We start from the raw sequence: 22,648 nt of genomic DNA on the forward strand, positions 1-22,648 counted from the left end.
AGGGGGACGTGGCGACACCGGGCTATATCCCCAAGTCTCCATGTTTCCCAGTCCCAAGTTCCCGCGTTTCCATACCCCTGCATTGTGAAGTTATGTGGGCTAAAATTATCGAGTTTTCACTTAAAAATAAACTATTTGTTCTGATAACAGCAGGTATTACTCTCATCTGGGGTTACAACCTTTTCCAGAAGATTCCTGTAGATCTTTATCCGGATATCAATAACCCCCGGGTAACCATTTTAACCGAAGCGCCTGGATGGTCTCCTGAGGAGGTAGAGGCTTTAGTGACCTTTCCCCTGGAAAGTGTTTTCAATGGAACCCCCTTTGTGACCCGGGTTCGCTCTTCTTCGGGAATCGGGATTTCTGTGGTGTTTGTTGAATTTGAATGGGGAACGGATATTTTCAAGGCCCGACAGTTGGTTGCAGAAAAGCTTCAGACGGTAAAATTACCAGCCGGTGTGGAAGCCCCCTTCATGGCCCCTATTACCTCCAGGTTAGGTGAGATTGTAGAATATGCTCTAGAAGATAAAACCGGAAAGTATTCCCCCATGGATTTGCGGGATGTAGCGGATTGGATCATTCGGTTTCGGTTAAAATCCATCGGAGGGATTGCCAATGTAATCAATCAAGGAGGACTTCCCCGGCAGTACCAGGTTCAGGTGAGCCAGGATAAGCTGTTGGGCTATGGACTCAGTTTGATGGAGGTTCGGGAGGCTCTGGAAAAGGGAAATATGAATGCCTCGGGCGGGTTTCTTTTAACTCCCACCCAGGAATACTTAATCCGAGGGTTTGGGCGTGTTCAGGAGGTAAGTGACATTGAAAACACGGTTATCACCACCAAAGAAGGTGGAATACCTGTCTTAATCAAGGATGTGGCCACCGTCAAAATAGCAGGACCTGCCATCCGTCGGGGAGCAGGAACTTTAAACGGCCAGGAGACGGTATTGGGGAAGATAAGTAAACAACCTGACACCAATACCCTTACTTTGACAAAAAAAATTCTGGAAGCTTTCAAGGAGTTGGAGAAATCCCTCCCCGAGGGGATTGTTATCAAACCCGAATATCTTCAATCGGACCTCATTGAACGTGCCCTGGCTACCGTCAAAGAAGCTCTCTTAGAAGGAGGTATTCTGGTCGTTGTTATTATTGTGGTTTTTCTGTTCAATCTTAGAACTTCCCTCATCAGCCTGACCGCGATTCCCCTTTCATTTGTCTTAACCTTGATGATTCTCTACGGGTACGGATTGAGTATCAATAATATGACTCTGGCCGGGTTGGCCATTGCTGTAGGAATGGTTGTGGATGATGCCATCATCGATGTAGAGAACATCTTTCGACGCCTGAGGGAATATTTCTTCGGTACAGATCGGGCAGGAACAGGACAGGTTCCATGCCCTGGGGATACCCATAACAGGGCTTTTACGTTACTATCTAAAATGGCCCAAACTCCCGGTGAGGTTGTTTTGAAGGCTTCTAACGAGATTCGAAGCGCAGTCGTCTTCGCGACCCTCATCATCATCCTGGTTTTTATTCCCCTGTTTACCCTGGAAGGGATTGAAGGTCGATTGTTTTATCCCCTGGGTCTGGCCGTAGTCATTTCTATGGCCGCTTCTCTGCTGGTAGCCCTGACGGTCACACCGGTGTTGAGCGATTTGATGTTAACAAAACCCAAGTATCTTAACGAACGGGAAAGTCCTCTGGTTCGTTGGCTTAAAAAAAGATACCGTTCCACCCTCCATAGGGTCCTTAAAAAACCCAGACAAGTTCTGATTCCCATTATTCTCCTATTTTTAGGTTCGTTGGTTTTAATTCCGTTTATGGGTCGGGAGTTTCTCCCTATTGTAGACGAAGGGACTTTGTTGGTGAATGCAGTACTACCCCCGGGAACTTCCTTAGAGCAAACTCTGCAGGTCGGAGTACAGATTGAGAAGGCTCTCCATGAGTTTCCCGAAGTAGTTTCTACCACTAACCGTCTGGGTCGAGCCGAAGAAGATGAACATGCCGAAGGGGTTAATACCTCTGAAATTTTGGTAAGTCTCCTCCCGCCAGAAAAACGAAAGCGGTCCCGAGAAGAACTTCTTACTGCCATGCGGGAACGGCTCAAGGAGTTTCCAGGGGTTCTCATTACCATCGGACAACCCCTTCAACACCGTATTGATCATTTACTCTCTGGGGTCAATGCCCAGGTTGCCATCAAGCTTTTTGGTAATGATTTGAATGTCCTTCGGACCAAAGCGGAAGAGATTCATCGGGTTGTTTCTACCGTTCCAGGAGTTGCGGATCTCTTTGTAGAGCAACAGGTGGAGGTACCTCAGCTCAAGATTCAGGTTGATCGAAAAGCTGTGGCTCGTTACGGCTTGACTATCGCAGACATCTCCCATTTTATTGAAACCGCTTTTAAAGGAGAAGCGGTAAGCCAGGTTCTCTTGGGACAACGGCAGTATGATCTGGTTGTGATCCTGGATGAAAAGAGTCGGGCGGACCTGGAAAAGCTCAAGAATCTGATTATACAGACCCCAACGGGATCTCGGGTTTCTTTGGAACAACTGGCAACGATACAGATAAACACCGGCCCTAATACCATCAATCGGGAAAATGTAGCCCGACGTATAGTGATTCAGAGTAACGTATCCGGGCGAGATCTGGGAGGATTTGTCCAGGAAGTTCAGCAGAAGATCGCAGATCAGGTAAAGCTCCCGGAAGGTTATTTTATTATCTATGGAGGGCAATTTGAAAGCCAGCAGCGTGCCTTCAAACGATTGGCTATCGAGTTTGTTCTGGTAACCCTTGTTATGTTCAGCTTGCTGTACATCAGCCTTCGCTCCGCCCCGCTGGCTATCGCCGTACTCCTGAATCTTCCTTTAGCTGTGGTAGGGGGGATTATCAGTGTATACCTGTCCGGTGGCGTACTTAACGTTTCCTCCCTGGTAGGTTTTATCTTGCTCTTCGGTATTGCCGTCCGAAATGGAGTACTTATGGTTTCCCATATTAACGATCTCCGATACCACGAGGGATTGGAATTGGATAAAGCTATCATACAAGGAGCCGAGGAGCGAATGACGCCGGTGTTGATGACGGCGCTGGCAACGGCTATGGGAATGGTTCCTTTGATCTGGGCACAGGGATCTGGATCAGAACTTCAGAAGCCTCTGGCTACAGTTATTGTAGGCGGAACCCTCTCGGCAACTGCTCTAACCCTGTTGGTATTACCTGTCTTGTACCGCCTGATAGAGGGACGTGGAAAGAAGGTAGAAAGTAAAAAGTCAGGAACTGGCGATCAGTTCACAGTTGTTAGCAGATAACCGGCTCGTCTCTAGGGTAGAGAACCCCCAGAGATCAGCTCTGTTAATAAGGAAAGGAGAAAACACTATGAAGTACTTACAACGATCTAAAATCTACTGCCCATTGATTGTATCAATCCTGTTTGCATTCAGCCCGGTATTCATCGCCCATTTAACCTGGTCTGCTCAAGAAACCGGTAAGGAAGGCCATACCGAGAAAGCGCCCCATCAGGGTCAACTGTTGGATACCGGGGAGAAACATGTGGAATTTTTAGTAAAAGGAGGAAAAGAAGTTTACGTCTATCTTTACGATAAAAACCTGAAACCCATTTCAGCGGAAGGGATCGAAGGAGTCGTTTATTTCAGATTAACAGATAACAGCAGAAGAGAATCCAAACTGGCCCCGGTCAAAGAAAAAGACACAACCTTCCTTAAGGGAAACGTAGACCTCGGGACGAAAGATTATAGTGAAGCCGTAGTCAGTTTAAAGAGAGGGGATAAGAAAGAGAATTTAAGGTTCGGCCATCCAGCCGGGCAAGAACATCATCAATAGAGGTAAATGGTAAGAGGGGATGAAGCCTGCCTTGACCAGGTTAAATTACCGAAAAGCCCTAGCGGGGCAACCTGTTTGTTACCCATAGGGTCCTACTCCCAGATCTTTTAGCTCCGTAGGAGCCTCTAAGGTTAAAACCTAATTTGACATTATCGAGCTACTAACCACGGTGGTAACTGAGGCTCTTCCCCTTGGAATTGGAAGTTATTTAAATAAGGTGTTAAATCAAGGAGGAAAAAAATTATGGGTTCAGACAAGTGGCTGGCTAATGTATACTCTGTACAAAAAGACGTGGTCGGCATCGTTCTTCCACTAAAGACTGAAAACCTTTCTAGATTTATTGAGCAAATTCAATGGATGAAGTTCTATGGCAAGTCCATATTCTTAGCAATTATCCTGGTGTGGTATATGATGTCTTTCTTTCCAGAAGTGGGAGCTCAAGAAAACCCACAAACCGTAACCTCTGAGCCCACCTTACGCCTTGAAGACCTGGAACAGAAGGCCTTGCAGAATAACCCGACTCTCGTTCAGGCGGAGGCTGTCATCCGCGTAGCCGAAGGACGAAGGATTCAGGCAGGTCTATACCCCAATCCAGTGATGGGCTACAGGGGTGAACAGCTCAGCTTGCGGGCTCCTTCAAAGACCAGTGAGCATATGTTCTTCCTGGAACAGCGTATCATTACGGCTGGAAAACTCAGGAAAGGTCGCAATGTTTTTGCTCAGGAAAAGGCTCAGGCTCAAGCTGAAGCAGAAGCCCAGAAACTTCGGGTGCTCAGTACCGTTCGTCTTCTCTATTATGAAGCCCTGGGGGCCCAACAGTTGATCGAGTTGCATAATCAACTGGTTAAAATCGCCCGGGAAGCAGTGGATATTTCTGAGCAGCTTTTCAACGTGGGTCAGGCTGATCAACCAGACGTCCTTGAGGCCCAGATTGAGGCACAGAGAGCCGAATTAGGTTTCAGGATAGCTGAAAATGATCGAGAGCGTATCTGGCAGCAATTAGCAGCCGCTGTGGGTGATCCATCCCTCAAGCCGACTCGATTGGTAGGGAATCTGGAAGAAGAGATACCGATGCTTAACCGGGAGGAAATCCTGGCCGCTCTTCTGCGTGAGAGTCCCGAGATCAAGAAGGCACAGGCCAGAGTGGAGCAGGCCCGGGCAGATTTGGAGCGGGCCCGGGCAGAGCCTACTCCGGATCTCCTGGTGCGGGGTGCGTTTGGATACAACTTTGAGCCGTTGGAAGCACTGGGTGGGCCTACAAGACTGGAAGGAGCCATTGAAGTAGGGGTCCGGGTCCCACTTTTTAATCGTAACCAGGGGAATGTGGCAGCAGCCCGGGCTGAAGTCGATAGGGCCGAGCAGGAAGTGAAGCGTTTGGAGTTAGCTCTGCGGGCAAATCTGGCCTTGGCTTTTACACGTTACCTCAATGCCCTAAGTATGGTACAGCGTTATCAGAAGGATATTTTGCCACCGGCCCAAAAAGCCTATGAACTTTATTTAACGAGGTTTAGAGAGATGGCTGTAGCCTATCCTCAGGTGCTTATTGCACAGCGTACCCTGTTCCAGGTGCGTGTTGAATACGTAAGAGCCCTTGTGGATCTATGGCAGAATGTGATTCAACTCCGAGGATTGCTGCTGGCAGGGGGACTGAATGCACCGGACATGTCTCCAACTGGAGGCGAAATCCAGACCGGTGAGACCCCGGGGAGCAGTCCCGGGATGCCAAGCCCTAGAATCCACGAGGTGCAGGAACAACGATGATGAAGCAGCTAATAAAACAATCGAAGAACCCTAAAAAGTATGGGAGTATGGGGGTGTGGGAGTGTGGGGGTGTCCATACTTCTCCACTCTTCGTGGATAAATAACATCCATAACTTACAAGAAAATGTAAAAGTATAGCAAGGAGGAAAATATCCCATGGATAAAGGCAGGCGTAATTTCTTGAAAAGTTTGGTACTTCTTGGAGCTACAGGGTTATTGACAGGGCGAAAAGCCATAGCCCAGAACACTCCTTCTAAGAGAAGGATATCATCCAGTCAAGCAACTATCCGGCCACCAGAAGGATTTGTTCCGGTTATCACGCCCGATGTTCCTAAACTTCCCTACACACTGGAGAATGGTATCAAGGTTTTTCATCTGATTGCCGAGCCGGTCCGGCAAGAGTTTATTCCGGGGAGAGTCTTTGATATTTGGGGTTACAACGGCCATGTACCAGGGCCTACCATCGAGGTAATGGAAGGAGATCGGGTACGCTTCCTCTTTCATAACAAATTACCCGAGGCCACGACGATACACTGGCATGGTCTGGAGGTCCCCCTGGAGATGGATGGTGTGCCGGCTATCAGCCAACCTTTGGTTAAACCGGGTGAGATGTTCACTTATGAATTCACCCTTCATCAAAACGGTACTTTCTTCTACCACTCCCATATGGCAATGCAAGAAATGATGGGCCTCATAGGACTTTTTATCATTCATCCCAAAAAACCTTACCAACCCCCTGTTCATAAGGATTTTGGGCTGATCCTTCAGGAGTTTGCCGTGTTACCCAATAATACCATTCCCAACTCCCTTTCCATGGAATTTAACTGGCTGACCATAAATGGCAAAGCGGGGCCCGCCACGACTCCTATGATCGTCAAATTGGGAGAACGTGTTCGCATTCGTATGGTGAATCTGGGTATGAACCATCATCCCATGCATATACATGGGAACACGTTCTATGTTACCGGAACAGAAGGAGGACGTATACCAGAATCTGCCTGGTACCCTGGAAATACCGTGCTGGTCGGCGTGGCCCAGGCTCGTGATATTGAGTTCGATGCGAAGTATCCGGGGGATTGGCTACTGCACTGTCACCTCCCTCATCACATGATGAACAATATGGTCTCTATGGTAGGCCCCATAGCACACGCAGGTTCTGGGATGCCTACCGGTATGGGAATGGAAGAAGGGATGGGGATAATCCGGCAAGGGAACGCTCTGGATGAAGATCTTGGACCTGCTTTGGGACGTGGTACCGGCATGGTCACCCGAGAAAAACCGACTTCTCATCTCGTAGGTGTTCAGAGCACCGAACCCCACCAGGGTCACGGGACTCCTACCGAAAATGGGAACAAAAAACGGGTACCCGGATTTCCGCAAGACATGTTCATGCTTATGGATGAAGCCGTTGCTAAACCGGAGACCTACGGGTTACGCCCGGGATGGTCAGGCGGCATACAGGGTATGATGACCTTAGTCCGTGTCCTTCCACCAGATATGTACGAAAAAGTGATGGCTATGATGAAAGAGAGACAGACGAAACAACCCCCCCAACAGCCAGCTCCTCTTCACAGGGATCATTAAAGGTACTTGTTTTTGTCCTGATATCTGACATCCCAGGATAAACCTGTAAATATTAGGTTTTTGAGGGTAATGTAAGATTTCAGGACAGGTAAATTAAATCCAAATCTTGGATTTATATCTTGAATTTGTAGAGGGTTAATAACTATCATCATAAGTCCTGTCACCTCTTATGAAGTTTGGAGTCTCTCTTGCATTAGTTTTGATAGTTATAGAGGAAAGGGATCATCTGAACTAAAAGAGTCGAGGTATTTAAACTCTGGGGATAGGATCCTCTGACGGCTATACCTGGAGGACCATTCCCCCTATGCCCCCAACGAGGGTCCTTTCTCCGGCTCTTTAATTTAAATTGAAAAGGAGGGTCAAGATGAAACTCTTTTTAACTTTTAGTTTAATTTCTCTATTCTTCCTGGTTCCCTTTGGAATTGCTCTGGCTCAACAATCTGAGCAACATGAACAACATCATTCCCAATCATCCCAGGAGTCTCAACAACCTCAACCATCCCAAAGGCCTCAACAACCCCAGCAAGGTATGATGGGAGGCGGCATGATGGGAGGCATGATGGGGGGTGGTATGATGGGTCCTGGAATGATGAGGGATATGGGAACGATGATGGAAAACATGTCTTCCATGCTGGAGCAGATGTCCAAAGATCTGGCGCAGGGGAGTATAACGCCAGAAATGGCCAAGCAGATGTCTGAGAATATGCAGGAGATGGCCCAGATGCTGAAACAAATGTCAGAGATGATGGGCGGTGGGAATATGATGAAACGGATGATGGAGCGGATGTCGGAGATGCAGAAGAGGATGCAAGGGGGGAAACAACCCTGATTGGAGAAAGTATCTATAGATAAGGTATCTGCTATACGATACGCACCAAGCTAAGAATAAGAATTAGACCTGGGGTCTAGACACCTCCCTTACCCCCGTGGTATTAAGTTAAGGCCCCCTTTCCTGACCTTTCCCTGCTCCCCTCACCCCCTCTCCGTAGGGGCGGGAGGCCTCCCGCCCCTACGGAGAGGGGGAACTGGGGGGCTAGGGGGGATCGAGTAAAAATGAAAAAATGTGGGTAATGGTTAAAGGGGGGGGGAAGGGGGTGTTCAGGCAGAAAATAGGGCTTTCCCCCTTCTTAGGGTGATGCCTATGAGGTATTCGTTATAAGTCGGATACCTTATGAATCAGAGGGTGCAGGCATCTTGCCTGCTTCACAATTCCTGTGATTTTAGATCAAAGGAGTAAGTAACATGGCCCAGGTGAAAGATCCAGTATGTGGTATGCAGGTGGAAGAGAATATGGCTGCAGGTACTTCCACCTATGACGGGACCGTCTATTATTTTTGTTCGGATAAATGTCTGGGTGAGTTTAAAGCGAACCCTGGGGAATATCTTGAAAAAACTACTGAAGAAGAAAATAAAGACGCTGCCGAAACCACGGTCCATCTACCTATCGAGGGTATCGATTATGCCAGTTCGGCGCAGGCCCTTGAACGTGAACTTAAAAAGGTCAAAGGTATAAAACGAGTATTCGTTAATCCGATTACAGGAGTGGCCAGTATAACCTTTGATCCCCATGAGACCGGAATCGCGAAGTTTGTCAAAGTGATCCGACAGAATGGGTATCAAGCCGGATTTGTGAGCACAGTTATACCGATCTCTGGGATGTATTGTGCTTCCTGTGTGGTCGCTATTGAAAAAGCGCTGAAAAAAACGCCCGGTGTCCTGACAGCTTCGGTTAACCTGGGAACGGAATCAGCCCATGTAACCTATTTACCTGCCAAGGTAGATATGGCGGCCCTACGCGAGGCCATCGAGTCTACCGGATATCATGTCAAGTCTATCTCTGGCCTGGCACAAAATGCAATTACTGAGGAGGAACAGAATAGGGTTGAAGAATATCAAACTCTTATGCGCAAATTTTGGTTTGCAGCTATTGTGTCGCTTCCTGTGATTGTTTTCAGCTATCCAGATTTGATTCCTGGCCTGCGGGAATGGATGCCCAGGGGGAGCATCGAACGACGTATTGTGTGGGGACTGTTGGGAGTGTTGACATTACCTGTGATGTTATGGTCCGGTTCCCAGTTCTTCATAGGGATGTGGGAGGCTTTGAAACATCGCTCTGCAAACATGCATACCTTAATTGCCATGGGCATTTCTGCTGCCTTTCTCTATTCTGTGGTAGCTGTGGCATTTCCTGGCTTATTTCCCAAAGAGGAACTGGCCGAAGTATTCTGGGATGTAAGTGTAGTTGTAACGGCCTTAGTTGTATTAGGTCTGGCCCTTGAGGTAAAAGCCAAGGGTAAGACTTCCGAAGCAATCAGGAGGCTCATCGGCTTGCAGGCTAAAACTGCGCGGGTCATACGGGATGGTAAGGAACTCGACTTGCCGGTAGAAGAAGTTGTGGTAGGAGATATAGTCGTGGTGCGACCGGGTGAGAAGATTCCGGTGGATGGAACGATCATTGAGGGAAGTAGCGCCGTGGATGAATCCATGATCACCGGTGAGTCCATTCCTGTAGAGAAGCATGTAGGTGATGAGGTGATTGGTGCTACCCTCAATAAAACCGGTAGCTTCAAATTTCGGGCTACTAAGGTAGGTAAGGATACAGCACTTGCCAATATCATCCGTATGGTACAAGATGCTCAGGGTTCTAAGGCTCCTATTCAACGTGTGGTGGATACCGTTTCTGGCTATTTTGTACCGGCCGTGATGATTCTCGCGGTGCTCGCCTTCATAATCTGGTACGATTTCGGTCCTGAACCGCGTATCATCTATGCTACCATCGTGTTTGTTACCACACTCATTATTGCCTGCCCTTGTGCTTTAGGTCTTGCCACGCCTACCTCACTCACTGTAGGTATCGGCAAGGCTGCAGAAAATGGTATTTTGATTCGTTCTGGTGATGCCTTGCAAACCACTAAGGCGTTGGATACGATCGTATTAGACAAGACGGGTACCATTACCCAGGGTGAGCCTGCCCTGACCGATGTAATTCCGGTAACAGGCTTTCCAGGGCTCAAGCCAAGCTTTGATGAAGCCGAAATCCTACGCCTTGCGGCTTCACTGGAACGTGGCTCAGAACATCCCCTGGGAGATGCTATTGTCAAGGCCGCAAAGGCAAAAGACCTTCCACTTATGGAAGCATCGGAGTTCGTTGCTGTTCCAGGTCAAGGAGTTAAGGGTCGAGTAGGTAAGCAGGAGGTACTGCTGGGTAATATCCGGCTCATGCAGGATCACCACATTGATATTAAAGCCCTTTCCAGTTATTGGGAGCGATTAGCCGGGGAGGGCAAAACAGCCATGTATGTGGCTGTAGATGGTCAGGCGGTAGGATTGGTAGCCGTAGCGGATACCATCAAGCCGGATTCCAAGACTGCCATTTCTGCCTTGCGCAAGTTAGGATTAGAGGTCATCATGATCACCGGGGACAATCAACGTACAGCTCAGGCTGTTGCTCGACAGGTTGGCGTGGACCGGGTACTGGCAGAAGTCCTACCCCAAGACAAAGCCCATGAAGTACAAAAACTACAACTGGAAGGTAAGACAGTGGCTATGGTGGGTGATGGGATCAATGATGCTCCGGCCTTAGCCCAAGCAGATGTGGGAATAGCCATAGGTACTGGTACGGATGTGGCCATAGAAGCCAGTGACATTACTCTCATCAGAGGAAGTCTTATGGGAGTGGTAACAGCTATTGAGATCAGCCGTGCAACGATGCGCAATGTATATCAAAACCTGTTTGGTGCTTTCATTTATAATGTGTTGGGTATTCCCATTGCCATGGGAGTACTTTACCCATTTTTTGGTATCTTACTTTCTCCCTTGATCGCCGCAGCAGCCATGGCTTTCAGTTCTGTAACGGTGGTTAGTAACGCCAACCGTTTACGCTACTTTAAACCGAAAGGAGGAGTCCTATGACCCCAGATCGCTGGATCGTTACGGTATTTGGCTTACTATTGATAGCCTTTATTATCTGGTTTTTCTGGCTCAAGAAGCCTAAGGGTACGCGGGCAGCTATTACCCGTAGTGGCTATCAAGAAGCTATGATCCTGGTCAAGGGGGGGTACACACCAGATGTGATTGTCGTGGAGCATGGGAAGCCGGTGCGTCTCAACTTCCGCCGAGAAGAGACTGCCTCTTGTTCGGAGATGGTGTTGTTTCCAGACTTCAACAAAAGTGCCAGACTACCTACCGGTGAAACCGTGGCAGTCGAATTCCTGCCAGAAAAACCCGGTGAGTATGAATTCGCCTGTCAGATGGGTATGCTCCGTGGCAAACTTATCGTCGAATAGGAAGAAAAAACATGGAAACCCAACAAAATTCAAATGGCCTGTTCTCCTCACGGAGTGGTTTTGTGCTGATTGCCTTCCTTGTTATTATTGCTTTTTTTCTCGTGACCGAGCATACCGCTCATCTCTTCGGTATCTTACCTTGGTTGATGCTGTTTGCCTGCCCATTTCTGCATTTCCTCCACGGAAGACGTGGCGGGCATAGCAAAGACAGGAAAGAACCTATGAATCACGCCGAAAACCCCAATCATAACCCTCAAGGAGGTAAAAAATGAGCGATACCCCTGCCTATGGCCTGTGGGGGTTGGTCATCATCAACTCCTTAGTCTTCATCATCTTTGCCTTTAGCTTTACTCGTCCGCATACGCGCCGTGACTGGCGGTCGTTCGGTGCTTTTGCAGCTTTCATCGTGGCACTCTTTACCGAAATGTATGGTTTTCCGTTAACCCTTTACCTGCTTTCGGGCTGGCTGGAGAGCCGCTATCCCCAGCTTAACCTCCTCTCGCACAATGCCGGGCACCTCTGGCATACGTTATTTCGTATGAAAGGGGATCCTCATTTTGACATGTTTCATATCCTCAGTAATCTGCTCATCTTCGGCGGTTTCTTCCTGATTGCATCTGCTTGGCAGGTGCTCTACAAGGCACAGCAAGGCCATAAATTAGCGGTGACCGGCCCATACGCCTACGTACGTCATCCCCAGTATGATGGTTTTATATTGATCATGTTGGGATTCCTTCTACAGTGGCCAACCTTACTGACATTGCTTATGTTTCCTGTACTGGTTTATAGGTACGTTCGACTGGCGCGCCAGGAGGAACGCGAGATGTTGGCAGAATTTGGTGAAGAATATGCCCACTATGCTGAGACAACACCGGCTTTCTTTCCGTGCCTTGGCCGTGCAATTGCACACAGTAAATGATAGGTTGAGATTATAGGTTGGTTGGAGCATTTTGATGCTCCTCCCCGATTATTCATGACAGACCCGTTGCGATATCGGATCGAGGAACAGCCGAGATAGCCCTGTCGGGTACTGAAGTATCTGGAACGGGTCCGGTTGGAATAAAACAAGATCTTTAGAGTTGTTCTTAGGATGAAGAATACATGTTTTTTCAATTTAAAGGAGGTAAAACTATGATGCATGATGGAGGATGGTTTTGGGGAATGCATATATTTTGGTGGCTTTTCTGGATAATCTTAATCATCTTGTTCTTTTCATTACTAACTCCGGTACCGAAAAAAAAGGCGCGACTTCACCGCGAAACGCCCTTGGAGATTCTACAACGTCGCTATGCAACGGGGGAGATATCTACCGAAGAGTATGAAGAGCGAAAGGCGAGACTGGAACGAGACAAACCACCGACCGAGCCGTCGACGGGTAAACAGATTTAGACTAAGAGGTTTGTGACAAGTTTATTTATCAGAATATCCATTTTTAGTAGTCAGGTGTTTAGGGGGCTCCGCCAGGGGGCTGCTTCCTCCCCACGCCAGCTTTGGGCTGGTTATTGATCGCTGCTGGATCGGTTCCAGTGATTTGGGGACACGTGTGTCTTTATATTTAAACTGTTTATCTTTAATAAGGGGTAAATTTTTGGTATTTAATATCTGTTTATTTAACGAAAGGAGATAAGTTATGAGCTCAAAAAAGACCCTAAAAGTGGCTGTTAACGGTTATGGTGTCATAGGAAAGCGCGTTGCAGACGCCGTGGCCCTACAAGAAGATATGGAATTAGTTGGTGTTTGCGATGTGGCCACCGATTGGCGTATCCGGGTTGCAGTCAATAAAGGCTATTCCCTGTTTGGTTCAACCCCTGATACCGTATTGGCTATGCGTAAGGCCGGGTTAAAAGTGGAAGGTACTTTAGATGATTTGCTAAAGCAGGTAGATGTAATTGTTGACTGTGCACCGAAGAAGTTTGGTGCAGAAAATGCCAAAAAATATCGGCAGGCCCATGTAAAGTTCATCGTTCAGGGAGGAGAAAAACATGAAGTAACCGGTCATTCCTTTGTGGCTGAATCCAATTATGAAAGTGCCCTTGGACGGGATTCAACAAGAGTAGTGTCTTGTAATACCACTTCCATTGTTAGAACCCTGACCGCTTTAAAAAGGGCTGGATTACTTTTACAGGCTCGCGGAACTTTACTCAGAAGGGCTACAGATCCCTGGGAAAGCCATTTGGATGGGATTATGAACACGTTGGTGCCCGAAGAAGGTATTCCGAGTCATCAAGGTCCTGACGCACAAACGGTGGATCCGGAGCTGAATGTTGTGACCATGGCCGTTAAAGTACCCGAAACCCTGGGTCATCTCCATTATTGGTCTGTAAAACTGACCCGAAGGGCCTCCAACGATGAAATCCTGGATGCCTTTCATAGCTCTTCCCGCATTGCGATGGTTCGTGCCAGTGATGGATTAAAAGCCCTCAATACTGTAAAAGAGCTTATGCTGGATCTGGGTAAACCTCAAGGGAACCTCTATGAAGTGGCCCTTTGGGAGGATATTTTAAAGGTACAGGGAGATGAGGTTTTTTATTCTTACATGGTGGACAATCAAGCCATTGTGATTCCTGAGACCATCGATGCAATTCGTGCCTTAACAGGAACGGTTAAGAATGCCCAGGAATCCATAGAAATGACGAATAAATCGTTGGGTATCCAACAACGATTTTTATAGGGTAAGCAGGATGCTGATAGGATCAAGGCGGGTTCGTCATCTGCGGCGTTATCGGGAGATTGCCAGCACCCTGGTTCGTCATGGCCTTGGTTGGCTGGTGATGCAATTGGGTCTGGGTGATCTTGTCCCCTTCCATTGGGGATGGTTGGGTCATCCCCGGCGATCGGAGCCTTATACTCAGCCGGAACATGTGCGTATGGTTCTGGAGGATCTAGGTACAACGTTTATCAAGCTGGGTCAGGTGTTGAGTACCCGTCCTGACCTGGTACCCCCCGATTACCTTATTCAGTTCAGCAAACTGCAGGACAGCGCGCCACCAGTATCTTACTCCCAGGTAGTCGAAGTGATCCAACGCGAGCTGGGGGCGCCACCCGGGGAGATTTTTAAAACCTTTGAAACCCAACCCTGCGCCTCAGCTTCCATTGGCCAGGTACATCTGGCCCGTTTGCCGGATGGTACTCCGGTGGTAGTCAAGGTACAGCGTCCTGGTGTAGAAGTTCAGGTGGAGCAGGATCTAGAAGTATTGGTTGATTTAGCCCACCTGGCTACTCAATATACCACGCTGGGTACGTATCTCGATATTGAGGGTTGGGTGGAGGAGTTCGCCTTTACCTTGCGCAATGAGTTAGATTACACGCGGGAGGGTCAAAACGCCGATCGCTTTCGTCGAAACTTTGCCCATGAGCCGGCTCTCCATGTCCCTCGGATTTATTGGGAATACACCACCCAAAGGGTTCTCACCATGGAAGAGATCCGGGGGATCAAAATTAGTGATCTAGAAGCTCTGGAGGCTGCCGGGCTAGACCGCCACCGCATCGCTGAGAACAGTGCACGCATCATGCTCACCATGGTCTTTGAGCATGGTTTCTTCCACGCTGATCCCCATCCTGGCAACTTCTTTGTGTTGCCCGGTGAGGTGATTGGTCTGATTGACTACGGTATGGTCGGTCGCCTGGATACCTCTTTACGGGCGGGATTGATTCGACTATTCCTGGCTCTGGTTCGCCAGGACGCAGATCGGTTGGTAGACGAATTTCTGGCTTTTGGCATCGCTCGAAGGCGCGTGCAACGCCAGGCCCTTAAGCGAGACCTGGATCACTTCATCCAGCGCTATTACGATCGGCCGATCAAAGAAATCGCGGCGGGGCAGGCCTTTAACGAACTGATGGCCATTGCCCTGCGTCACCGACTGCAGCTCCCCACCGATTGGACCTTAATGGCCAAGGTCATTGCCATGAGCGAGGGGTTAGGAGCTCAGTTGGATCCGGAATTTAAGCTGATGGAGTTTGCACAACCGTACTTCGAGCGCTTCTGGTGGCAGAGTCACTCTCCCAGAACACAAGCCTATCGGATTGCGGAAGGGGCGCTGGATCTGATCGATCTGGGGGTTGATCTTCCCAGACGATTCGGGCGCCTATTGGGACAGTTGGAACGGGGTGAGATTACCATTGTCAGCCGCCGTGAGGAACCAGAAGAGATCTTGAGAGAACTCCATCGAGCTACCAACCGGCAGGCAATGAGTACCCTCACAGCAGCCTTGATCATTGGACTTGGCTTGCTTATGCTGGTCTATCATCCTCCGGGTTGGGAGCGATTCGGGAGCCGGGTATTTGGGCTACTGTTCGGGATGGTCCTGTTTTTCGGCCTGGGGCTACTATGGTCTATCTGGCGGTCAGGTCGTTCATAGATGGCTTCTATCCGCCAGGAATTATCAACCCGGAATCATGGCCTCATTAAACTCTACCGCCAGTTGAATCACGATTTGTGAGAAGAGTGGCCGGGTCGATACGTAATGGGGTAAAGACACGTTCCCCCCCGGCGGATGCCATAAAGTTAGTGATGTCCGTCTAAGCTAAGTTTACCCGCTGCTATAGGGAGAGGCGTCGGAGGGAGTCTTAAATTAGAACTAAGTTTACAAGAGGTCGAGGGTTTGCTTAAATTTGTTGAAACCCAGGAAATGACTTTGGCTCAATTAAAATGGGAGGGAACATGACATGAAACGTATTGCGGTATTAACCAGTGGAGGGGATGCTCCCGGTATGAATGCTGCCATCCGGGCCGTGGTCCGGACCGGACTCGATAAAGGCTGGGAGGTCTTCGGTGTACGCCATGGTTACACGGGTCTTATGAGAGGTGATTTTATACCCCTGGGAGCTCGAGACGTGGGGGGTATCATCCAGCGAGGAGGTACTATACTTGGCAGTACCCGTTGTCCCGAGTTCAAGACCGAGGAAGGGCGTTTAAAAGCTCTGAACCAGCTTCAAGAACAAAACGTCTCCGGCCTGGTTGTCATCGGAGGTAATGGGTCTCAGACCGGTGCCCACAGGCTATCTCAGATGGGTTTCCCGGTGATTGGTATGGCCTCAACCATTGATAATGACCTCTATGGGTCTGAAATCACCATCGGAGTAGATACCGCCCTCAACATTGCCCTGGAAGCTATAGATCGGTTGAAAGTTACAGCTTCGTCCCATCAACGAGCCTTTCTGGTTGAAGTTATGGGTCGAGATTGTGGCTATCTGGCCCTGATGGCCGGCATTGCTGGCGGTGCTGAAGCTGTAGTCATCCCTGAGGTGGAAACGGATCCGGAAACTATAGCCGCCGAGTTACGAGCCGCCTACGAGCGAGGCAAGGCCCATGCGCTGGTGGTGGTAGCCGAAGGGGCCCGGTATAACGCTGAAGGACTTGCACGCTACTTCCAAAAACATCAGGAACGATTGGGCTTTGAGCTACGGGTGACTGTATTGGGCCATGTTCAGCGAGGTGGAGCCCCGGGCGCCTTCGATCGGCTCCTGGCTACCCGACTGGGTGCGACAGCAGTAGAATCCCTGGCTCGGGGCGAGCATGGGCGGCTGATAGGCTTGCTTAAAGGGGAAGTTACGGCTACGCCGCTGGCCGAAGTGGTTGTCAACAAGAAACTACCGGATCTCCATCTGCTAGAGTTGGCGCGCGTGTTGGCAAAATAACCGAATTAAGAGTAAAAGTCGTATGCAACGATACCTTTTGTGGCCTATCTGACCTGTATCCGGGCCGATGACTGTCCGGATTGTACCGATTGGCTGGGATCATCACTGCGGATGCAGTCCAGAATAAAGGGAGGAGGTGAGGATTATAAATAAAGATCTGACTCTTTAACTGTTAAAACCATTAAAACTATCGATCCTAAGACAAAGCTATAAACTTGTAGTCATGTGAACTAAATCAAAAAGGGGAATAGAATAAAAATGAAACACTTTTTAACTCTTAGTTTAGTCACCCTATTGGGGTTGGCCCTCAGTGGGGCTATTCTGGCCCAACCCACCACTCAGGAATCCCAACCTTCTGGACAATCTAGAGGAATGATGATGGACCAGGGGATGATGAGGGATATGGGAACGATGATGGGGGCCATGTCTTCCATGATGAAACAGATGTCGGAGATGATGAGCAGTGGAAAGATGATGAACCAGGATATGATGAAACAGATGTCTGAATATATGAACCAGATGACTCAGATGATGAAACAGATGTCGGAGATGATGAGCAGCGGAAAGATGATGAACCAGGATATGATAAAACAGATGAAAGAACGGATGTCAGAGATGCACAAGGGAATGTCGGAGATGATGAAGCAACAATAAGACTGAAGAGCCGGGGGAAGGGGCATCCCTTACAAATCGGATGCCCCGCTATCTCGACTCTTCCTATTAAACGAGATGAAGGGAGAAAGTACTATGAGTTATTATTTTAGCAAAGTTTTAGAAATGACTTTCGATGAAGCAATAGCCAAAGTAACAGAAGAATTAAAAAAAGAGGGTTTTGGTGTTCTTACGGAAATAGATGTCAAGGAGACCCTAAAGAAAAAACTGGGGGTCGATTTTCAGAAGTACCGAATCCTGGGAGCCTGTAACCCACCTTTTGCCTATCAGGCTTTACAGGCAGAAAATAAAATTGGTACCATGCTTCCTTGTAATGTAATTGTGCAGGAAACTTCTGATGGACAAGTAGAGGTGTCTGCCATTGATCCCGTGGCCTCCATGCAGGCAATCGAAAATCCTGCGCTAAAGAAAATTGCTACAGAGGTTCGAAATAAATTAAAAAAAGTTATCGATAGTTTATAAAAAGAGACGCCATCTAGAAGTTAAAATTTTACCGGGAATCTATACGGAGGTTAATAACTCCTTCTGGGACCTATGGAACCTATGAAACCTCCTGCAGCGACCAGAGCACCTTCTACTAACTTAAGGGGTAATGCTGCAAGCCGCCGAGAAGCCGGTCCGTGCACAACCTGAGCCTCATTCTTGGGGTCGAATTCAGATTCATGGCAGGGGCATAGGAAAACCTTCTCTTTGCTTTTCCATTCCGTCACATCACATCCCTGATGGGTGCAGATAGCCGAGTACGCTACAATCCCCTCGACGGAATGTGCACGGGTCTCTTCAGAAAGTTCTATCGGATCCAGGTGGATAATAATAATCTTGTTAAGACGGGAGCCGTCCTTTACAACTTTGGTTTTAGGATCCATGGGATAAGCCATCACCTGGGGTCCGCCCAGAGGGAGATCTTTAGGGGTAATAATTTCTCCCTTTTTATCTCCAAAGGCAAAAACAAATTGATCCCCTTCCTCAGGAGGCGCTGCGGTGGGACTGGTGGGTTGAGCCAGAGCAGGATCTATAAATGGCAACCCTAAGACCATACCCAGTGCCGCTTTCAGTAAGGTACGCCGCTCCAGTAATGGATTAAAACAAGAGCAAATCTCACATTCTTCATCCATAAGGCTTACAGGTATAACATTTTTATCCATAATTCCTAAAATCCTTTTTAGAAAAGATATGGACAGAAATGTTATAAAGACTCCTTTCTTTTCTTTATAAATCCAGAAATACCCTTTAACTTGAAAGAAATTCCATAAATGAATTCCGTTATAATCCTAACATTTCTCTCTATCCTATAATCTAGCATAAGTTGGGGTAAAAAGCTATTTTCTTCCTTTCATCCCAAAACTTCATAAACCCATATCTCTGCTTTTTGATTTCCACGGTGGGAGACTGCAAGGTAAAGGCGATTAAACTGAGGCACGAAAAGTCCTGTACGGGCTCCAGAAGCCGTTGGAATTTTGGTGACCCTTTCATAGTGGTCTGCATCCTTCTGTTCAAAAACATCGATAAAACCTTCTCCACCTATCCCATATATCCGTCGGTGTATAGGATCATAGAAGATATCATCACTATCCCCCACACTGTTTAATTCAGTCACTATCCGGCCTGATTCAGTATCAAAAACGATGAGTTTTGAAGGTTTTCGAAAGCCAACGAACAGTCGGTGATGGGTTTCATCTAATGCCATGGGAAAGTTTGCTTGAGCATTTTTGAGCGGCCATTTTGCCAGCACCGTGCGTTTTTCTCGATCCACTATGGCTATGTGATGGGCCGATGGAATATTCACAAAAATCCTCGGCCCTTGCTTCTCTAACTGGAAGGACTCGGGATGGCCTTCTAGTTGGATATTCCCAAGGTACTTGCCACTGGCTGCATCTACCAGGGCCAGGGCCCCATCACCGTAGCCGATATAAATAAACTGGGTGGTTGCATCGTAACGAATATTATCCGCATCATCTAGAGATTTGATACTTTGAAGGAGCTTGAAGGAGTTTCCGTCGAAGATATCACAGGTACCGCTTTGCCCGTTGGTTACGAAAATCTTGTTGAATTCCGGAATGAAAGTAACCCCTTGGGGTTCGTACAATCCTGTAATACTATGGGCCGGTTTACCTGCCCGCAGGTCCAGGATTTCCAAGGTATTATTACCCAGGGCAGCAATAAAGAGTCGTTGGCCTGTAAGATCTACATCCAGATGATCTATACGACCTTCAACATGGGGTAAAGGAATGGTTTGTACCAGTTGAAGGGGTGGAGGGTTCTGAGCCTGCACTTTGAGAACGAGCAGGATAACCGGAGTTAGCAATAAGTAAAGCTTTTTCATTCAGGTTTTTAGGCTTTTGCAGTTTTATATAATACTTCAGTCCAGAGCAAAACAAAGGGGCCAAAGCCGCTTCCCTCTTCGTAAGAGAGGGTTTCGCTCCCCTCGTCGCCCACAAGGACCTGAAAGACAAACGGGGCCGTTTGTCCTACTTAAAGTGTTCTTCTCAACTTGAGAAATACCTCCTGACTGAAAGGACGACCCATTGTTAATTAAAATGTAAGCTAAATTTTCAAACTTCCTACTGAAGGATTTCTTAAATTTGTGTAAGAATTCAGGAGTAAGGGTGAGGACCTGCAGAAAGGGGAATCGGGTTCCCTCTTTTCCTGCTAAGGACAGAGGTTATGTCAGTTTGTTGCATTTCATGGAGTAGGGGGGGAGGTTTCAAACCTGCCCCCACGGTCCCATGACCCCATGAAAGGTATGTTGGCATCGGGGAATTCGATGAAAAAGTATCCGGATCAGGCTTCCTGATAATCTCTAAAAGGCCTAAGGGTTTTCGGTTACCACTTCGAACCCTGCAGCGAGCCAGGCACTCATCCCACCAACGACATTTGTAATGTGTCGGAACCCTTGCTGCTCAAGAAGGCTTGTAGCGATCGAAGAGCGATAGCCTCCTGCACAGATAGTTGCAATGGCCTTATCTTTATGGAGTTGAATGGTGTTCTCTACAAGATGATTAAGGGGTATATGGATGGCTTCCTTAATGTGGCCGGCGTTCCACTCCCCAGGACGCCTTACATCTACTACCTGCAAGGGCATACCTTCTTGGATCCGGGCATTTAATTCGTTAACCGTTATCTGTTCAGTTGTAGTAAGGGGTAACCCTGCCCTGTCCCAGGCGGATATTCCTCCGGCCAGATATCCTGCGGCATTTTCAAGTCCAACACGTGCCAGCCTGATCCTGGCTTCGCGGACCCGTCCTTCATCTTCTGCAACGATGATGATGGGAACTTCTGGTTTGATAAGGGACCCTGCCCATGAGGCAAATTGACCACCCAGACCGATATTAAGGGAGCCTGGAATATGACCCGTTCCATATTGGGCGGAGGATCGGGTATCTAAAATTACACAGGTACGGCCTTCAGGTTCTTCCGACCGGTTTCTCATCCTTTCGATTTCTTCCGGTGAAAGAGCCGGTAGCTCCGGTAATTCATCCAATGAAGAGGGACCCTGGCGGTTTATTTGGGCATCCATGCTGAAATAAGCCGGTGCTTCGGGTAAATCGGTCGTAACCATTTGTATAAAGGTTTCTTTTGGCATTTCCTTCAAGGCGTAATTGAACCGCCTCTGCTCTCCGATGGTAGAACTTGTTTCGCTTGAAATATTTCTCCCACACAAAGAGCCGGCCCCATGGGCTGGATAAACCTTCACAGAATCAGGTAATTTTAACAACTTTTCATGGAGCGAATCATAAAGCAGGCCAGCCAGTTCTCTGGAACTCATCTTTGAGCCAAGAAGATCAGGGCGCCCAACATCTCCAATAAATAAGGTGTCACCTGTAAGTACTGCCTCGGGCTCGTCGGATTTCTCTGTATCAATCACCAGGATTGAGATGGATTCAGGGGTATGGCCGGGTGTTTCCATGAAGCGCAGAACGACTTTGCCCATCCTGATCTCATTTCCTTCATAGACAGGAACGTGCTCAAACTTCGCTCCGGCTTTTGCACCCAGATAAATCTTTGCACCGGTACGTTTGGCAAGCTCGCAATGACCGGATACAAAATCAGCATGGAGATGGGTTTCAATCACGTGTTTGATCGTCAGTCCCTGTTGCTTCGCTTCCTCAAGATAAATATCTACATCACGTTGTGGATCGACTACAGCAGCTTCCCCGTCGGATCCTATGAGATAAGAAGCATGGGCAAGACATCCCAGATAAAATTGTCTAAAATACATAGTTGTCTCCTTTAACTAAATTAAGGGAAACTCCCTCTATGAAGCGAATCCCATTCACTCAAAGAGTCTTTCGTGAACTACGAATTCGCCCTACCCATGAAAAGAAATTCCCCTTCTCAGGATGAGCCCAATAAACAATAAAAAAGGATAAATTCCCCTGCCTGCTTGTCCTTTTTACTCCTCACGAAGCACTTCAAATACCGGGGCCGTTGAAGCGCGAAAGATTCACCTACCTTCCAGAGTACGATGTGAGGATTCACACAACCTCTGGTTTCTCCCGTTTTACCACTTCAATGAATACTCTTGTTAGTGGTTTAAGTTCATTTCCTTACTTTATTAAATTACCCTATTAAATAAATAATTCAATTAACTAAGTAAGAAAATTCAGATAATTAGAAGAGATTTCCGTTGACGAGATCCAAATAGATGGTTATACTTCAAACCTGTAAAAATTTCTCTGGTAAACCTCTTCGCTCTAAAAGTCTACAAAATTTATGCCGCGGAATTCTAGACCTTACAGATTTCTTTTAATAGTAGCTATTTTGCTATTTTCCGTGGGATACCTGTGGTGCTTTCTAAATCCCCATGAATGGAGAGATATAGAGCATAATGATTCTTCTAACTTAGGAAACGGCTTCTGTTTTCATTTTTATTA

At 47.8% G+C, this 22,648-nt stretch carries 18 protein-coding genes; 15 read left to right on the top strand and 3 right to left on the bottom strand.

Translation table 11 applies throughout. From position 1 onward, the window contains the following. The first annotated feature begins 92 nt into the window (after positions 1 to 92). The 15 genes from VNM22_15985 to VNM22_16055 all read left to right on the top strand — a co-directional run bounded on the left by VNM22_15985 (position 93) and on the right by VNM22_16055 (position 18,236). Positions 93 to 3,302, top strand: a complete 3,210-nt coding sequence (locus VNM22_15985) for an efflux RND transporter permease subunit (GenBank protein ID HWP48656.1) — start codon at positions 93 to 95, stop codon at positions 3,300 to 3,302. 67 nt (positions 3,303 to 3,369) lie between these two features. Beyond that, a complete protein-coding gene (locus tag VNM22_15990; GenBank protein ID HWP48657.1) occupies positions 3,370 to 3,834 on the top strand; it encodes a hypothetical protein in 465 nt (154 codons plus the stop codon). Positions 3,835 to 4,077: 243 nt separating this feature from the next. Further along, positions 4,078 to 5,595 (top strand): TolC family protein, encoded by a 1,518-nt coding sequence (locus VNM22_15995; protein ID HWP48658.1) that lies wholly within the window; start codon positions 4,078 to 4,080, stop codon positions 5,593 to 5,595. Between the two features lie 156 nt (positions 5,596 to 5,751). After that, positions 5,752 to 7,179 (top strand): copper oxidase, encoded by a 1,428-nt coding sequence (locus VNM22_16000; protein HWP48659.1) that lies wholly within the window; start codon positions 5,752 to 5,754, stop codon positions 7,177 to 7,179. A gap of 364 nt (positions 7,180 to 7,543) precedes the next feature. Then, positions 7,544 to 8,008 carry a hypothetical protein gene (locus tag VNM22_16005; GenBank protein HWP48660.1) on the top strand — a complete coding sequence of 155 codons (465 nt, stop codon included), beginning with the start codon at positions 7,544 to 7,546 and terminating at the stop codon, positions 8,006 to 8,008. A 413-nt stretch (positions 8,009 to 8,421) separates the two neighbouring features. Then, complete coding sequence (locus VNM22_16010; protein ID HWP48661.1) at positions 8,422 to 11,091, top strand: heavy metal translocating P-type ATPase; 2,670 nt, start codon at positions 8,422 to 8,424, stop codon at positions 11,089 to 11,091. Next, the gene (locus VNM22_16015) at positions 11,088 to 11,465 is read left to right on the top strand and encodes a cupredoxin domain-containing protein (protein HWP48662.1); all 378 of its coding nucleotides are present in this window, start codon (positions 11,088 to 11,090) and stop codon (positions 11,463 to 11,465) included. The genes VNM22_16010 and VNM22_16015 overlap by 4 nt, the downstream gene beginning before the upstream one ends. A gap of 11 nt (positions 11,466 to 11,476) precedes the next feature. After that, positions 11,477 to 11,737, top strand: coding sequence for a DUF2933 domain-containing protein (locus VNM22_16020; GenBank protein ID HWP48663.1), 261 nt, complete (start codon positions 11,477 to 11,479; stop codon positions 11,735 to 11,737). Beyond that, positions 11,734 to 12,384 (top strand): isoprenylcysteine carboxylmethyltransferase family protein, encoded by a 651-nt coding sequence (locus VNM22_16025; protein ID HWP48664.1) that lies wholly within the window; start codon positions 11,734 to 11,736, stop codon positions 12,382 to 12,384. Before VNM22_16020 ends, VNM22_16025 begins: the two co-directional genes overlap by 4 nt. 212 nt (positions 12,385 to 12,596) lie before the next feature. After that, positions 12,597 to 12,854 (top strand): SHOCT domain-containing protein, encoded by a 258-nt coding sequence (locus tag VNM22_16030; GenBank protein HWP48665.1) that lies wholly within the window; start codon positions 12,597 to 12,599, stop codon positions 12,852 to 12,854. A 241-nt stretch (positions 12,855 to 13,095) separates the two neighbouring features. Continuing rightward, entirely contained in the window at positions 13,096 to 14,136 is a 1,041-nt protein-coding gene (locus VNM22_16035; GenBank protein HWP48666.1) for a type II glyceraldehyde-3-phosphate dehydrogenase, read from the top strand. 10 nt (positions 14,137 to 14,146) lie between these two features. Further along, entirely contained in the window at positions 14,147 to 15,823 is a 1,677-nt protein-coding gene (locus tag VNM22_16040) for an AarF/ABC1/UbiB kinase family protein (GenBank protein HWP48667.1), read from the top strand. Between the two features lie 307 nt (positions 15,824 to 16,130). Continuing rightward, positions 16,131 to 17,102: a 6-phosphofructokinase gene (gene pfkA / locus VNM22_16045; GenBank protein HWP48668.1), complete on the top strand. Its 972-nt coding sequence runs from the start codon at positions 16,131 to 16,133 to the stop codon at positions 17,100 to 17,102. Positions 17,103 to 17,360: 258 nt separating this feature from the next. Next, entirely contained in the window at positions 17,361 to 17,756 is a 396-nt protein-coding gene (locus tag VNM22_16050; GenBank protein HWP48669.1) for a hypothetical protein, read from the top strand. A gap of 93 nt (positions 17,757 to 17,849) precedes the next feature. After that, complete coding sequence (locus VNM22_16055; protein HWP48670.1) at positions 17,850 to 18,236, top strand: DUF302 domain-containing protein; 387 nt, start codon at positions 17,850 to 17,852, stop codon at positions 18,234 to 18,236. Positions 18,237 to 18,286: 50 nt separating this feature from the next. Here the strand turns inward: VNM22_16055 and VNM22_16060 are convergent, their stop codons facing one another. From VNM22_16060 to VNM22_16070, 3 genes are all read right to left on the bottom strand, one after another. Further along, complete coding sequence (locus VNM22_16060; GenBank protein ID HWP48671.1) at positions 18,287 to 18,919, bottom strand: Rieske (2Fe-2S) protein; 633 nt, start codon at positions 18,917 to 18,919, stop codon at positions 18,287 to 18,289. A 188-nt stretch (positions 18,920 to 19,107) separates the two neighbouring features. After that, positions 19,108 to 20,097, bottom strand: a complete 990-nt coding sequence (locus VNM22_16065; GenBank protein ID HWP48672.1) for a hypothetical protein — start codon at positions 20,095 to 20,097, stop codon at positions 19,108 to 19,110. 486 nt (positions 20,098 to 20,583) lie between these two features. Further along, positions 20,584 to 21,993 (bottom strand): rhodanese-like domain-containing protein, encoded by a 1,410-nt coding sequence (locus VNM22_16070; GenBank protein HWP48673.1) that lies wholly within the window; start codon positions 21,991 to 21,993, stop codon positions 20,584 to 20,586. Positions 21,994 to 22,648: the final 655 nt, after the last annotated feature.

The sequence above is a fragment of the Candidatus Limnocylindrales bacterium genome (genome assembly GCA_035559535.1).
In the GTDB taxonomy this organism is placed as follows: Bacteria; Moduliflexota; Moduliflexia; order Moduliflexales; family JAUQPW01; genus JAUQPW01.